The organism is Leptolyngbya sp. GB1-A1 (assembly GCF_039962475.1).
Classification (GTDB): domain Bacteria; phylum Cyanobacteriota; class Cyanobacteriia; order Elainellales; family Elainellaceae; genus Leptolyngbya_A.
Genome location: NZ_JAMPLI010000025.1, coordinates 1 through 15,349 on the forward strand (window position 1 = coordinate 1; position 15,349 = coordinate 15,349).

Consider the following 15,349-nt stretch of genomic DNA (forward strand, 5'->3'; position numbering starts at 1 on the left):
GTGCCAACGCCGTGATTCAATTGGGTCAGTGCTGGTTTGATAGCGAGTTTTGAGTTCCTCACTACTGAGATGTTTTTCCAGTGTCAGTGTACGTGCCATGCTCCTATTTTATAATGTTACTGCTTAGCCGGATTTCGTATTATATTGCTCCATCTGCTTCTGAAGCTGCTTCAATGTCTGATTCATTTCCGGCAAGCGATTCCAGAGAGCTGCAACTTTGAGAAACAGCTTGTAGGGAATGGCAGGAGTTCCTAGCACAACGGTTCCCGGTTCCACGCTGCTGTGAATTCCAGCCTTTGCCCCTGCCTGCACGCCGTCGCCCACTTTCGCCTGATTTGCCACGCCCACCTGTCCACCTAAAATGACGCGATTCCCTAACTGGGCTGCACCCGACAAGCCGACCTGTGCCGCCATTGCACAGTTTTCGCCCACCTGCGAACCATGCCCGATATGCACCAGATTATCCAGCTTCGTGTTACGTCCAAGTCGCGTTTCGCCCACCGCCGGACGATCGATCGTCGAATTACACCCTACTTCAACGCCATCTTCCAGCACCACAGAGCCAGACTGCTCCATCTTGACCCAGCCCTGCGGCACAGGCACAAAGCCAAACCCCTCAGAGCCGATCGCCGCCCCACTATGAATCACGCAATCTGAGCCGATTTGTGCCCGTTCGTGAATCACACAGTTCGCATGGAGTAGGGTTCGATCGCCGATTGCCACGTCAGGATAAATCACCACATTTGGAAAAATTACCGTCCCATTGCCGATCGTCACGTTGGGATAGATTACTACATTTGCACCGATCGAAACTTCCTCGCCGAGCTGCACCGACTCATCAATAACTGCACTCGGATGAATGCCTGCTGCCGGACGAAACGGTTGATAAAACAGGGCGATCGTTCGGGCAAACATCAGGCGCGGTTCGCGGGTTGCAATCCAGGCAATGCCGCGGTCGGTTGCTTTGGCTTGCAGAGCTTCATTTAAGGGCAAAATGAGAGCACTGGCTGCGGTCGTGTCAATCAGAGCAGCAAACTTGTCACCCTCAACGTAGCTGATAGTCTGAGGCTGGGCAGCCTCGATCGCCGTCACGTCGCTAATGTCTGGATCGCGATCGGAATGGGTCAGAAGGCTAGTTTGCTCTGCACCTAGTTTTTGGTTGAGTTCGCTGAGTTTCATAGGAAGAATCGATCGAAGTTGACAGTCTAAAAAGTTGCAAGCTGTTGATGATTTGGCTTCAAGTCAACCTGATAATCGGTAATAATTAACTCTTTGCCTTCTGCTGCCTTTTTTTTGCATAGTGTTTGCATATCGAGAAGAAAGAAATAGATAATTATTCATCCCGTACTGCGTTTTTCATGCCTGGACGTAGGCAAAAGTAAAATTTTTTCGAATCTTAGAAGAAGCATTGTAGTTGATTAGCCAGCGATGGTAGCAGTGCTTTAAATGGAAATGGACGGCAAACTTCTTGTGATTAAACCTTGTGATTAGAAAAAGTGTGAAGTGCCCTCCGCTGACACTGTAACTGAGGAGGCATCTTGTGAAGATTGAAACCATTTTCATTAATTTTCTGCTGTCGGGTAGCCATCCTTATATTCTGTTAAAGCTGCATATCTGTTAAAGCTGCATAGTGGCTAGATTATACCTTTAGTTCTACTGAAGAGATATTTGTGTACTGCAAGATTAGTTATTAACTCTCTCATAGAAAACTTTTCCTATAAAAAAAGACCCTTCCCGTAGAATCGATAGCAGCAAAATCAGGAGCTATTCGATCGCGTTTAGGAAGGGCGGCTTATTCAGAGATTCTGAAATCTAACTAGTGGTGATGCCCGTGATCAGGGTGATGATGCCCGTGGTCATGGTGGTCGTGATGCCCATGATCATGCCCGTGATCATGCCCATGATGATGTCCATAGGTAAAGTTGGGACGCAGTAGCTCCTTAGCCCGATCGACTGCCAAAGTTGGATTCACAGCAAGAGCCTGCTCAGACAGGAGGGCTTCAATCTGTGGATTTGCCCACTCTGCCACCATTTGCAAAAATGCCGGATGGTCGTTGACACAAGGCATTTGCACGTAGGTAATGTCGGAATGCTTACGCCGCAAACTGAGAATGATATGCTCCACATCCAGCAGGGTTTCGTGGTTTTCGGTGGCAAAGCCGATCGGCATAAACATTAGCGCAGATGCACCTTGAGCGATCAGATTGCGAGCCGCGAGATCAACGTTGGGCTGAGTCCATTCGATTAGGGGTGTTTGGTGATTGAGCCAGCCGATCGAAACCAGCGGATAGCGATCGATCAGCTTTGCTCGCACCAGCTCATAAAGTGTCTGACTTTCATCAATACCAGATGTAAAGCCTTTTGCTTTGTGGGGGCAGCCGTGGTTCATCAGCACAATCCCGATCTGCGAGGGCAAATAAGCCTCAATCAGGTGCTTGCGAATTTGCTCTTCGACCATGTTTGCCAGTAGGTCAACATATTCCGGCTCGCTGTAGAACGAGGGAATATATCGCTGTCCTTTCACCCAATGTTCGGTTCCTTCTGCCATGTTTGCCAGGGCTTTGTTTACCTGCTCGATCGCAATTCCGCTGGTAAAGATCGAATCGACGACCAGCAAGGGATAAATCAGAATTTTGTCGAAGCCCTGTGATCGAATTTCGGCTAACACCTGCTCTGGCAGAAACGGCGCACAAAAGTTAAATGCCTTGAAAACCTGCACCCGATTGCCCCACTTTTGCTGAAGTGCCTGCTCGATTCCGACACGCTGCTGCTCGAAGATGGCGTTGTGAGGCGAAATAAAGTGATCGTGCTGGTGGCTCCACTCGTGCAGGTCAAACACAGCTAGCAGTTTCGCCAACGGCGGATAAATCCAGGTTGGGACGGGCGCGAATTTGGCAGTGAGGAGGTTTAGAGCCTGTTCGTTATAGTTGGCAAAGTCTTCGTAGCTTTCGACTTCGCCGTAGCCCATCAGCAGAACCGCCACGCGATCGTCCTGGGCAGGCGCATCAAAGGTTGGCTGTTGAATTTTTTCTGGAGTTGCAACCACGCTGCACACCTCTTGTAATGAAATTTGTAATGAAACCGGGCTGAGAAAACGAGTTTGATGCGATTTTGCACCTCAATACTGGATGCCTGCTCTAAGGCTGACACCTTCTTCAGGGTAGCATCCCCTCTAGGGGGATAGGATCGATCGATTTGTAAATCTACCTGGAGAAAGAATGAAGATCAGCTCGACAGCAGCGATACATGGGCACTTGCTACCCGCCAGCCATCCGCTGTTCTGATCCAGGTTTGACTTTGCCGCCCCGTTTTGCCCGATGATTGGCGATGAAATTCGGTATTAACCGTCGCGAAGTCTCTGCCGTAGGTTGTAATCACGGTATTGCTCAGATCGCGCTGTAAATCCACTGTCGGGCGACTGCTGCGAAATTGGGCGATCGACTCATAGCCGTAAAGATTCTCGGTTACGCCATAGCGAATGGTGTGGGGACTGTTCCAAAACAGCTCATCCAGCACGACAACATTGTTATTGACCAGAGCTTGCTCGTAGCGATCGAATGCTGCTTTCACTTCAGCAACGACATCAGGGAGGTTAATTTGCATCACAATTAGTCTGTATCACAATTAATCTGTATCCCAGTTAATCGCATTCCAATCAATCGGTTAACTGCTGAATTACCTTCGCCATGCGATCGGCACTATCGAGAATTGCCAGCTTTCCGGCGGCGTCTGCCATTGTCTGTAGAGAATCCGATCGAAGCAGGTGCAACACTTTGCTGGTCAGCAGTTCGGGGGTGAGGTCTGACTGAGCATAAAGCTGAGCAGCTCCGGCGTTGGCAAAGATTCTGGCGTTGTAAGTCTGGTGATCTTCTGCGGCAAACGGATAAGGAATTAGGATCGATGGCGTATGGGTGACTGCCAGTTCGGTCAGGGTTCCGGCTCCCGATCGGCTAATGGCAAGGGTCGATCGTTGAAAGAGCGTCGCCATTTCCTTATAAAAGGGCAGTGCAAAATAATGGGGATGGCTCAGGCTTTGTGCGTCCGGGTCATTTTCGCCTGTAAGATGCACGATCCACACACCTGTCTCCAGCCATGCCGGGGCACACTGCCGCACGAGCCGATTCACTGCCACCGCTCCCTGGCTACCGCCTACCACCACAATCAGCGGCACGTCCGGCGGAATCGCTAAACCGGGTAGGGCATCAGCCTTTTCTGCAGCAAGAAACTGAGGGCGAACGGGCGTACCCACCTGCATCGTGCGGACTCTGGGCAAATAGGCGGTAGCTTCTGCAAACCCTAACCCGACTACGTCACACCAGCGACTTAAGAAACGCGTCACTTTTCCGGGAAGCGCGTTCGACTCGTGTAAAACGACGGGCATACCCAGCGATCGAGCTGCGACAACCGCCGGTGCCGCAATATAGCCCCCCGTAGTAAACACCGCATTAAACCGCCCCTGACGCAGCAGCTTTCTCACCTTAAGAATCGACAGCCCCAGTCCCAACGCGATCTTGATCGTTTTAAGACTTAACTTTTGCTGAAATCCTTCGACAGCGATCGTGTGCATCGGATACTGCTCTGGCACAAGCTGACGTTCGAGGCGATCGGGCACGCCCAGCCATTCGATCTGATAGTCGGGTAGGGCGGCTGCCGTGGCAATTGCCGGAAACAGGTGTCCGCCTGTACCGCTTGCTGCAATTAAAAGTTTCTTTGTCGCTTTTTGTGTCGATCGCTGAGAAGCGGTTTGACCTGCCTTAACCACGATGGATCTCCCTGATTTGCTAAGGATTCACCGGAGGGTATGCGCTCGGTGGCTCAATCAGGTTAGCCTATAATCACCTGTTAATCACCGTCGATCGCCGGATTTTTCGATCGAGAGTACGATAAATTGATTTAGCTCTTCTGTTCCTTACCCAGACTCGCTATGCGCCGCTTGTTCACTGCCCGCCCCGCTGCGGTTTCTCCAATCTTTGATCTTGCTTGTCGATTCCCCCAGAGGGGCAACCACAGGGGCAACTGCTTTGCATCGCTGGTTTTGGCACTGCTGCTAAGTGTGGCGATCGGCTGGTCAAATCGCGCACTCGCTCAGCCAAATCCCTCTCCCTCGACCCCTCCAGCCCCTTCAACTCCCGCTCCAGCAGATCTTCCGCCAGCAGTCGCACAGACAATTGCCCAAATCGACGCAGCCGCAAATCAGCGCGACTTTGAGGCAGTGATAAGCTTTTATAGCCCACAGTTCACTCACTCCGACGGATTCACCTATCAAACGCTGCAATCGACCTTGCAGGCACTCTGGGAACGCTATCCCACGCTCACCTACCAAACGACGATCGACTCCTACAAGCGCGAAGGCAATGCCGATATCGTTGAAACCACCACCACGATCACGGGCAGCCAAACCGAGGCAAACCGCCCCACTAATCTGACTTCCACAATCCGATCGCGCCAGCGCATTGAGGGCAACCAGATCGTGCAGCAGGAAATTTTATCGGAAACCAGCCAGACTGCCAGCGGCACAACCCCCCCCACCGTTGAAGTCATGCTGCCAGAGCAAGTCACGATCGGACAGGCGTTTGATTTTGATGCGATCGTTGAAGAACCGCTCGAAAATCGCATTTTACTGGGGGCAGTCCAGGATGAGCCAACTGAGGCCAGCGGCTATTTGCAAACCTTACCTGTTGAATATGAAGTGCTGTCCGCAGGCGGTTTGTTTAAACAGGGACGTGCTGCTGCCGTTCCGGGTGATCGATGGATTTCCGGCATTATCGTGCGGGATGATGGTATTACCACGGTTTCCCGACGAATGCGCGTCGTTCGTCCCTAGGATTCTGGGATGTAAGGATTCTGGGATGTAAGGCTTCTGGGATTTAGCCTTCTTCCCCCGCATGGTAGGAGCTTCGCACCAGCGGACCCGATCGCACATGAGCAAACCCCAGCTCGCGGGCAATGGCACCCAGGCGATCAAACTCTTCGGGTGTCCAATATTTCTGCACTGGCAGATGATCCAGCGACGGACGCATATACTGCCCCAGCGTCAGCCGATCGCACTGAACCGATCGCAAATCGCGCAATGTTTCCAGAATCTCGGCTTCGGTTTCGCCTAGCCCCAGCATCAAGCCCGACTTTGTGGAAATCGCAGGGTTAAATTCCTTCACCAAGCTCAGAACCCGCAGAGAGCGATCGTATTTCGCGCCGCGTCGTACCGGACCCTGAAGCCGTTTCACCGTTTCGAGGTTGTGGTTATAGCAGGCTGGCCGGGCTAAGGCAATCGTGCCCACGCGCTGTTTCTGGAGTTCCTGGCTGCCCTGTCCGCCCCAAAAGTCGGGGGTAAGAACCTCAATCTGAGTTTCGGAATTGTGCTGGCGAATGGCGGTCATCGTCTGCACAAACCAGTTCGCGCCTCCATCAGGCAAATCGTCCCGTGCTACCGAAGTCAGCACCACATAGCGCAATCTCAGCAGGCTCACCGCTTCTGCAACTTTTTGCGGCTCCTGGGGGTCGAGGGGCATGGGCGCATGACCTTTATCCACCTGGCAAAAGGCACAGGCACGAGTGCAAGTCGGACCCATCAGCAGAAAAGTTGCCGTCTTCTGGGCATAGCATTCGCCCCGGTTCGGGCAGCGTCCTTCTTCGCAGATAGTGTGAATCTGCCGCTGTTTGATAATTTGCTGCACCGTCGAAATGTCGCTAGCTCTACCGATCGGACGACGCAGCCATTCGGGGAGGTTTACCCAAGGCGACTCCCGCTTGCCAGACGAATTACCAGATAGATTGGCGGACTGTGACGCTTCCGGGACTACGCTCTGCACGAGCCGCCCTGCTTCAGCCTCGGTTTCTTGCATCTGCATCGACTCTGGAGACATACCCTCTACTATGAACTGACCGTGGAGTGATTGTGGACTGACTGTAAGCTTACTGTAGGCTGTGGGCTTACTGTAGATTGACCATCTAAGACTGACATTACCTTCCTCTACGCACTCTAGCAGGAAATTCTCAGAACGCCTGCGATTCATTCTGTCTCCCTTGCCTCAGAATTTCCCCTGGATTTTGCGGTTGTCCGAAGTTCTCGACTGTTATGGTTTGCGCTAATTTTGGGAATGCTGACAGAGAGGTGTTAAAGATCGAACTTCGGTAAGGGGTCGCTTATCCTGGTGCGATCGTTATATCCTAGCCAACAGTCGCTCAGTCGCTTTTCAGGTTAATTCTGCTTAAGCTCTCTGTCTCATGCAGCTTCTTTTCCAGTTTGTGCATCTCCAGCAGCGATCGTCGGGTTCAAGTTCCTGATCTCCGCAAGCGTTTCGAGGATCTGTTCCCAGTTACCGGTCTTCAGCCGTCATTCTGGCAACTCGCTGTTTCCTTTCTACCCTTCCTGTTCATCGTTCATTGCAAAGGAGTCTGTTGTGGCAAGTCATAAAATTCTGGTGATTGATGACAGCCGAGTCATCCGCAACATGGTTAGAGATATGTTGCCTAAAGGCAATTTTCAGGTTCTCGAAGCAAAGGACGGCGTAGAAGGACTCGACTGCATCCGGCAAGAACGCCCCAACCTGATCATGTTGGATTTTCTGCTGCCCCGGATGAGTGGCTGGGAAGTGTTTCAGCAGGTGCAGGCGAGTGCCGAACTGCAATCGATTCCGCTGGTGCTGATGTCGGGTCGGCGGGAAGAAGTCACCGAAAAGATTTCGGAGCCGTTTGAGTTTTTTGAATTTATCGAGAAACCGTTTGAGCAAAAGGAGCTAATCGAGGCAATCAAGGCTGCAATGGCAAAAGCCAGACTGCCCCGCCCCCGAACGGTTGCCCCGACGATCGCTCCCACTAACGCCACACCCGCCGCCGCTTCTACTGCTGACGCTGCCGAAATTGCTGCCCTGAATCAGAAGATCGAGAAAATGCAGTCAGAAATCGATACGCTCAAGAAGCAAATGACTCAGCTCCTGACCTTTATCAGGCAAAAGCTGAAATAGACATCAGAAAGCAAAAAAGGCTTGGGAGCAAAGGCAACATACTTTCATACTGCTAAAACATCCTCTAGGCTTCAACGATTCGTTCTGCGACCCTGAGTTTGGCAGAGCGCGATCGCGGATTTTGCTCAGTTTCAGCTTCACTAGCGAGGATCGGCTTTTTAGTAATGGGTCGCAGCAGCTCAGAGTCCTTAAAAGCGTGTTTCACCATCCGGTCTTCCAGGCTGTGAAAGCTGATAATCGCAAGTCGTCCACCCGGTTTCAGCCAGCAGGGAGCCTTTTGCAGCAGGGTTTCTAAAACCTCCAGCTCGCGGTTCACTACAATTCGGAGTGCCTGAAACACCCGCGTTGCCGGATGGATTCTGCCATAGCGGTAGGACGGCGGCACGGAATAGAAAATCGCTTCCGCCAGCTCAGTGGTTGTTTCAAACGGGCGTTTCTCTACAATGCGGCGGGCAATTTTGCGAGACAGCCGCTCTTCGCCATAGGTGTAAAAAATTCGCGCCAGTTCTGCCTCATCCCAGGTGTTGATGACTGTGGCTGCGGTTTCGTCCTGCGTTTGATCCATTCGCATATCGAGTGGGGCAGCATGACGAAAGCTAAAGCCGCGATCGGGCGTATCAAACTGGGGAGAACTCACGCCCAAATCCGCCAGAATGCCGTCAAATTGGGATTCCCCTGGAGCAAACTCAGCAAAATTCGTGTGGCGAAATGTCACCTGTTCCTCAAACTCAGCAAGTTTGGTTTTGGCAGCCTGAATCGCATTTTTGTCTTGATCGATCGCGATAAGCTGCACATTTTCCGCCGCCTGCAGAATCAGCAAGCTATGTCCACCGCCGCCCACCGTCGCATCAAGATACTGTTTGCCCGATCGCACGGCTAACCCATCGATGACTTCCTTTGCCAGAACGGGAATGTGCAAAAAGTCAGACTGTGTTGCAGAGCGTTCTAAATTGTTGGGTTGAGCTTTAATTGGTTCAGGCTCAATCTGTTCAGGTTCAATCAATGTTTTCGTTCCTGCTGTATCTCATTCATTTTAGAGGACAGCCTTTTCAGAAATTGGATGGTTGCCCGCTTGCAGCTCAAATAGGACGAGTTCTGCGCCATAGTATTTCTGCGTGCGTCCCTTTGGGCTCATGCCCAGCCGCTCCATTACTCGAATCGATGCGGAATTTTCTGGCTTGGCAACAGCACAAATCACAGGCAGCTTTAGCTCTGTCAATCCATAATTCAGTAAAGCCCGTCCTGCTTCAGTGGCATACCCTCTGCCCCAGACCAAGCGCTTCAAATGCCAGCCCACTTCCCAATCCTTGGTTAACTGCCCTGCTCCATCGGGAATTCGTTGAAAAATGGCGGTTCCGACAGGGGTTGCAGTTGCTTTTTCAACGATCGCCCAATAGCCGCTGCCGTCATTGACCTCCAGGTACTTCTGGTTACGCTGCCGAATTTTCTCGCATCGAGCTTCAACGCTAACATCAGGGGAACCGATAAAGCGCACGACTTCTGGATCGCTGTAGATCTCAAACGCTTGCTCTGCTTCTGTTTCTGGATTCCAGGGACGCAACCGCAGACGGTCGGTCTCAAAAGTTCTCATGGGGATTCTCCAGTTGACCGTTTACCTGCTTTTATTCTCATGATTATCCATTCTGATAACTTCCAGTAACTTCCTATAAGTTCAAGCCTTACTTACAGATAGAAAATTCCTGCGGTGCGATCGATCGCGTCGCCTATAGAACGTCCGATTCCTCCGTATAATGAGGGAGGGAAGGCGCAACAAAACGAAATCTTGTCCGGCTGAATCCAGTCCGATTGATCTCCAGCCCATTCAAATCTTCTGAGGTTGAGGCGATCGGTCAGCGTTTAGCGTCGGGCGTGTCGGATTTGGGTGTTTTGTATTCGAGCGTTTTGTATTCGAGCGTATTATATTCGGGCGTACTGCATCAGGCGTTTTGTATTCGGGCGTGTCTGTATCAGGCGTTTTGTATCGGGACTTGTAATCGGGAGACGGCATTATTTATGTCAATGATCGAAACAAAAACCGAACCGATGGTGTTGAACATGGGTCCTCATCACCCGTCAATGCACGGCGTGCTGCGGCTCATTGTCACCCTCGACGGTGAAGATGTGATCGACTGCGAGCCTGTAATTGGCTATCTGCATCGCGGCATGGAGAAGATTGCTGAAAACCGCACCAACATCATGTATGTGCCCTACGTCAGCCGTTGGGACTATGCAGAAGGAATGTTTAACGAAGCGGTCACGGTAAACGCGCCAGAAATTTTGGCAGGAATTCCGGTTCCCAAACGCGCCAGCTACATTCGCGTCATCATGCTGGAGCTAAACCGGATTGCAAATCACCTGCTCTGGCTTGGCCCCTTTATGGCGGATATTGGCGCGCAAACGCCTTTCTTCTATATCTTCCGAGAAAGGGAGATGATCTACGATCTGTGGGAAGCGGCAACAGGTTACCGCATGGTCAACAATAACTACTTCCGCATTGGCGGCGTGGCAGTTGATTTGCCCTATGGCTGGGTCGATAAGTGCCGCGATTTTTGCGACTACTTCGTTGATAAGGTAGACGAGTACGAAAAGCTCATCACCAACAACCCCATCTTCCGGCGGCGGGTTGAAGGCGTAGGCACGGTTACCCGCGAAGAGGCAATCAACTGGGGTTTGTCCGGTCCAATGCTGCGGGCTTCAGGAGTGAACTGGGATCTGCGAAGAGTAGATCACTACGAATGCTACGACGACTTTGATTGGAACGTGGCGGTTGCAACCGAGGGCGACTGTTTGGCGCGCTATCGGGTTCGCATTGATGAAATGCGCGAGTCGGTCAAAATTATTCGTCAGGCAATCGATGGGCTGCCCGGTGGTCCCTACGAAAACCTGGAAGCCAAGCGGATGCAGGAAGGTCCGAAGTCGCAGTGGAACGAGTTTGACTACCAGTTCCTTGGCAAGAAAATTGCGCCGACGTTCAAGATTCCCAAGGGCGAACACTACTTCCGTGTTGAGAGCGGCAAGGGCGAACTGGGCATTTACCTGATTGGTGATGACACCGTATTCCCCTGGCGATGGAAGATTCGCGCCGCAGACTTCGTGAATTTGCAAATCCTGCCGCACCTGTTGAAGGGTGTGAAGGTTGCAGATATCATGCCGATTTTAGGCAGTATCGACATCATTATGGGTTCAGTCGATCGCTAATCTGCGAATCTCAGATTAAATCTGGTTTTGAATACTCACTGTCTGGGGTAGGTTGAATGCCTGCCCTTTTTTGTGATTTTTGCCTGGTGAGTATCTCGGTGGTGCAGCCCTCACCCTCAGTCCGCTCCCCTACAGCGCTACTGGAGGTTCGCCAGTCTTTTCTGTCAGTGTTGCAGGCTTTGTAGCCCCCTAAAGTTCGTAATTCTGGGGGACTTTGACTGGGGGATTTTAAACTGTGGAGGAGAGTGAGTTTTCCCCAAATGATTCGCTTTCGCTACCTTCTGTCTCCTATTCCCTCTCTAGCCGATCGTCTCCTGCCACCACGACCGCGACCCGATACCCGTTCTGAGATTTGTTGCCTCGATAGTGATGATGCCCGAGATCCCCTTCTCTAGCGGGTTGGAAGAGTTCGATCGCTCCAGTGGTTCCGTCTGTTAGTTCGGACTCCTCAATCAGAGGAATTTGTGCCTGCTGTTCGATTTCCTGCTGAAGTTTTGCCAGATGTTTCAGAGCTTTTTCGGCGTTGGTTTTGCTGCCTCTTGCGCTGAAATGTTCTGCGGCTTTTTGCAGGTCGGCGATCGCTTCCTGGAGCTGTCCCAGCTTTTGCCACACCAGCCCCCGATAGTAACAGGCAACGGCTGAATTGGGAGCCAGTCGAATCGCGCTGCTGAAGTCGGCGATTGCTTCCCGGTGTTCTTCTTGCTTTTGCCACGCCATGCCGCGATAGAAGTATGCCAGCGCGTGGTCTGGGTTCACCTGAATTGCTAACGTATAGTCGTTGATCGCGCCCCATAAATCGCCCTGCTCTGATCGAATAAAGCCTCGATTCAGATAGGCAGCACTCTGGCGCGGATTCACTGCGATCGCCTGGGTAAAGTCGAGCAGCGCAGCTTCCCAATCTCCCACGTCATACAGGACAATGCCTCGCGAGTTTAGCGTCACCGCATCATCGGGCTGGCGGGAAAGAATGTGATAAAAGTCTTCGATCGCCCCGGCTTTGTCGCTCAGGTCGTAGCGAGTAACGGCGCGATTCCAATAAGCGGTGAGGTCATCGGGGTCAAGGGTTGGGCTATCGAAGCGATCGATCAGCCGCTGGATCACTTCTGGATCAGTGGTGCGGAGTTTGAGGTGCAGATCAGTAGAGGCAGCCGTGGTTTTAAGTGGGTCGGCAATGCCCAGCACGGCAAAGGCGCGATCGGACACCAAAAAATTCTCGCTGGTTCCCAGGATCTTGAACTGAAAATATTCTGGATAAGCCCGTTTCAATTGCAGCAGCTTTTGCAGGGTTTGCTGAAGAGCGGTTTGCTCTGGTTGATTGCTCCAGCCCCGCCGAATTTTGCTCAGCAAGCGTTCCTGCTGGCGGTATGAAACCGTTTCGCCTGGAGAGTAGTCGGCGAGATGACACCAGCCCAAATCTAACTGTCGCTTCTGGCTGAGAAAGGATTCTAGCTTTTGCAGCAGTTCATCGTCGAGTTCGCACTCGTCTGACCAGAGCCAAATTAAAATCAGCCGCTCCTGAGTTTGCTCCAGGGCTGCTTCGAGCAGTGCCCGATGTCCGGCAGTACCCGATACGGCAGTTTCGGCCTTGAAGTCAAACACCAACTCGTGCTGAGGCGTTGCAGGGAGTGCCTGAAGCTGTTCGTTGATCGCCTGTAGCTCTTGTTGCAGCACCTCCTGGATTCTGGCTTGAAAGGCATCAAACGTACTTTCTGCGATGGGAATTCGACGTGCCAAGTCTTTGAGCTGCCGCTGGAGTGCGACGATATCGAGCGACTTGGGCAGCCGATAAATCTGTTCCTGGAGCTGTTGCTGCTGCTGGTCAAGCTGTTCGGTAAACTCCTGGATTGTGACAAGCTGCGATCGCAAATTCTTTAAATACCCCGCTGCCAAAGCTTGTAGTTCGGGGTAGATGCTTGCCGGAACCAGAGATGTTTCGCTCAGCGATGCCGCAGTCTCACCAAGCTGTTGCGATAAGAAAGCAGCAAACTCAGATTCGATTTTGGTTTTCTCTCCCTTGCTGAAGGACAATCCAAAACTGCGCTTCAAGTTAATTGCCGCTGCTTCGATCGCCTGCACTGATCGCTTAAGGTCATCTTGATCTTGATGCAGGGCTTGCACTTCTCCGACGATCGTCGCTAAGTCGCGCTTTGAAACCAGATCCCCAATGATCCTTACCATTTCTGCCAATTCTTGCCGCATCACGCTCACATCCACCGGAGGCGGCAGCTTGCTTAACTGACGATCGATTCGGTTGAGCCGCTCTTGTAGATCTGTTGAATTTGCTTTGGTATGATGCGCCAGGCTGTCGAGTTCCCCCCGCAAATCAATCATTTCCGCCTGTAGTGAGGAAACGGTGTATTCCAGTTGCCTGGTTTGGCGATCGTCTTTGTCCTGAAGCTGCCCAATATCGGTATTTAGCAGCGAGAGTCCTTCTAAAAGCTGTTGATAGCGATCGCCCAGGCTTTGCAGCTCTTGTCGAATCAGGGGCAGATTTTGATGTTCCAGAGGAGTGAGCCGCTGGTCTAGCGTTTCCTGAAGAGAGAGGATTTGGGTGGAAAAATGCTGTGCCAGCTCACGATTCTTAAGCAAAACGCCTTTTTTAATCTGCTGAATGGTTTCTGGAGTCGGCATCTGCTCAACTCGCTGCGTTAATCCGTCGATTTGCTGGGTCAGACGGCGATCGGCCTGATTCAGCGTATTTTTAGTCTCCTGCTCCGTTTGTTGTTCAAACTGCCTTCGGTTCAGTAAGCCCAAAACCACGAGCAGCGAGAGCGGAGCGGTGGCATAAAACGCCTGCTGGGACACCAGAGATGCAACCGAGCCGACCCCTAAGCCTACCAGTGAAGCATTCTCTAAAACATCTAAAAAAGGACGCTTTTTCATTGCAGCTAGCCGCTAGAGTTGAGTTTGACACCAGGCAAGGAGATATAAATGGATCTTGTGAAGTCTAAGGGGGTGCTTATTCGACTTTTTTCTAGTTAGCTCACCAAAATCAGGACATTTCCTCATGAAGAATTCGTGAAACTGAGCCGATCGATAGAGATCAAGACTGGAACAGGCATAGGTAAAACAGCCATAGGTGGAACAGGCATGGGTGGAACAGGCATTGATCGAACGCATAACCTGTGCCTAATAACCCATAACTTGCGGGATAATGGTTCGTTGCGGCTTTCGGGAGATGAATTCATGATTACGGTTGCACTGCCCAAGGGCGGATTGCTCAAAGACAGTATTCGGCTGCTTCAGTCGATCGGCTTAGATTTCAGCGCGTTTCTCGATCCGGGTAATCGTCAGCTTGAGATTTGGGACAGCAATCAGATTGCGAAGGCCCTGCTGGTGCGAAATTACGATGTGCCTGTGTATGTGGAATACGGACAGGCGCAGCTTGGCATCGTCGGGTATGATGTGCTGCGCGAAAAGCGTCCTCAGGTGGCTCATCTGGTTGATCTAGGGTTTGGTCGCTGCCGGATGTCGGTGGCCGTGAAAGCGTCTAGCTCCTATCGTTCTGCCTTAGAGCTGCCGCCGCACTGTCGGGTTGCCTCCAAGTTTGTTCAGTGTGCCAGCGAATATTTCAACAGTTTGGATCTTCCGGTCGATGTCGTGCCGCTTTATGGGTCGGTGGAACTGGGACCGATCACGGGAATGTCGGAGGCGATCGTCGATCTGGTTGCTACCGGGCGCACGCTGCAAGAAAACAACCTGATTGAAATTGATCAGCTCTTTGAAAGCACTGCTCGTTTGATTGCCCATCCGCTCAGCTATCGCTTGAATCAAGATAATCTGGGGCAATGGATTGATCGCATCCGGTCTGCTGCCGTTCCGTCTTCCTGAGTTCGATCGCACGAGCTGTTTGCGGAATGAGTGAACTCGCTTTCAAGGAACGCTGGAGATTGACGATCGTCCATTAAACTGGGCGCCCTTTCTACTGCCGTTGGGCTTGTGTTGCGAGATACGACAAAATGTTAAGCTTTTTACCCTTCAGGCAGAAATCTCCGTAGTTTCTCTGGTTTGTCCGAAAATTGACAGTTTCAAACTGAAGAAATCCTTTATCTATTAATAGTATCTACCGCTAGTCAGCCAAGGACGGAATGCAGGAGTCTTACCCTAAATTGGGTTCCTGCTCCCCAGCCTTTGTCCTCACTGCGATAGAGACAGCGATATTAGGATTGAAGTTAGTAGGTAACAAT

At 51.6% G+C, this 15,349-nt stretch carries 12 protein-coding genes; 4 read left to right on the plus strand and 8 right to left on the minus strand.

Annotated elements, in window-relative coordinates:
* Positions 1-123 precede the first annotated feature (123 nt).
* From lpxD to murG, 4 genes are all read right to left on the minus strand, one after another.
* On the minus strand, positions 124-1,179 hold the full coding sequence (lpxD, locus tag NDI45_RS20070) for a UDP-3-O-(3-hydroxymyristoyl)glucosamine N-acyltransferase (RefSeq protein ID WP_348248442.1): 1,056 nt from the start codon (positions 1,177-1,179) through the stop codon (positions 124-126).
* A gap of 637 nt (positions 1,180-1,816) precedes the next feature.
* On the minus strand, positions 1,817-3,046 hold the full coding sequence (locus NDI45_RS20075; RefSeq protein ID WP_190791507.1) for a ferrochelatase: 1,230 nt from the start codon (positions 3,044-3,046) through the stop codon (positions 1,817-1,819).
* 179 nt (positions 3,047-3,225) lie between these two features.
* Positions 3,226-3,603, minus strand: a complete 378-nt coding sequence (gene hpxZ / locus NDI45_RS20080) for an oxalurate catabolism protein HpxZ (RefSeq protein WP_190791508.1) — start codon at positions 3,601-3,603, stop codon at positions 3,226-3,228.
* A 52-nt stretch (positions 3,604-3,655) separates the two neighbouring features.
* Positions 3,656-4,762, minus strand: a complete 1,107-nt coding sequence (gene murG / locus NDI45_RS20085; RefSeq protein WP_190791509.1) for an undecaprenyldiphospho-muramoylpentapeptide beta-N-acetylglucosaminyltransferase — start codon at positions 4,760-4,762, stop codon at positions 3,656-3,658.
* 162 nt (positions 4,763-4,924) lie between these two features.
* Here murG and NDI45_RS20090 point away from each other — a divergent pair, with 162 nt between their 5' ends.
* Positions 4,925-5,824 carry a nuclear transport factor 2 family protein gene (locus NDI45_RS20090; RefSeq protein WP_190791510.1) on the plus strand — a complete coding sequence of 300 codons (900 nt, stop codon included), beginning with the start codon at positions 4,925-4,927 and terminating at the stop codon, positions 5,822-5,824.
* Between the two features lie 43 nt (positions 5,825-5,867).
* Here NDI45_RS20090 and lipA read toward each other — a convergent pair whose 3' ends face one another.
* Positions 5,868-7,013 carry a lipoyl synthase gene (gene lipA / locus NDI45_RS20095; RefSeq protein WP_348248443.1) on the minus strand — a complete coding sequence of 382 codons (1,146 nt, stop codon included), beginning with the start codon at positions 7,011-7,013 and terminating at the stop codon, positions 5,868-5,870.
* A gap of 387 nt (positions 7,014-7,400) precedes the next feature.
* On the opposite strand from lipA, the gene NDI45_RS20100 reads away from it, so the two are divergent.
* The gene (locus NDI45_RS20100; protein WP_190791511.1) at positions 7,401-7,964 is read left to right on the plus strand and encodes a response regulator; all 564 of its coding nucleotides are present in this window, start codon (positions 7,401-7,403) and stop codon (positions 7,962-7,964) included.
* A 64-nt stretch (positions 7,965-8,028) separates the two neighbouring features.
* Here the strand turns inward: NDI45_RS20100 and rsmH are convergent, their stop codons facing one another.
* Together rsmH and NDI45_RS20110 are read right to left on the minus strand one after the other, a co-directional pair.
* Positions 8,029-8,934 (minus strand): 16S rRNA (cytosine(1402)-N(4))-methyltransferase RsmH, encoded by a 906-nt coding sequence (gene rsmH, locus NDI45_RS20105; RefSeq protein ID WP_348248484.1) that lies wholly within the window; start codon positions 8,932-8,934, stop codon positions 8,029-8,031.
* Positions 8,935-8,997: 63 nt separating this feature from the next.
* Positions 8,998-9,555 (minus strand): GNAT family N-acetyltransferase, encoded by a 558-nt coding sequence (locus tag NDI45_RS20110; RefSeq protein WP_348248444.1) that lies wholly within the window; start codon positions 9,553-9,555, stop codon positions 8,998-9,000.
* Between the two features lie 422 nt (positions 9,556-9,977).
* On the opposite strand from NDI45_RS20110, the gene NDI45_RS20115 reads away from it, so the two are divergent.
* A complete protein-coding gene (locus NDI45_RS20115) occupies positions 9,978-11,162 on the plus strand; it encodes an NAD(P)H-quinone oxidoreductase subunit H (RefSeq protein WP_190791528.1) in 1,185 nt (394 codons plus the stop codon).
* A 288-nt stretch (positions 11,163-11,450) separates the two neighbouring features.
* Here the strand turns inward: NDI45_RS20115 and NDI45_RS20120 are convergent, their stop codons facing one another.
* A complete protein-coding gene (locus NDI45_RS20120; protein WP_348248445.1) occupies positions 11,451-14,045 on the minus strand; it encodes a tetratricopeptide repeat protein in 2,595 nt (864 codons plus the stop codon).
* A 303-nt stretch (positions 14,046-14,348) separates the two neighbouring features.
* Here NDI45_RS20120 and hisG point away from each other — a divergent pair, with 303 nt between their 5' ends.
* Positions 14,349-14,993: an ATP phosphoribosyltransferase gene (gene hisG, locus NDI45_RS20125; RefSeq protein WP_348248446.1), complete on the plus strand. Its 645-nt coding sequence runs from the start codon at positions 14,349-14,351 to the stop codon at positions 14,991-14,993.
* The last annotated feature ends 356 nt before the right edge of the window (positions 14,994-15,349 follow it).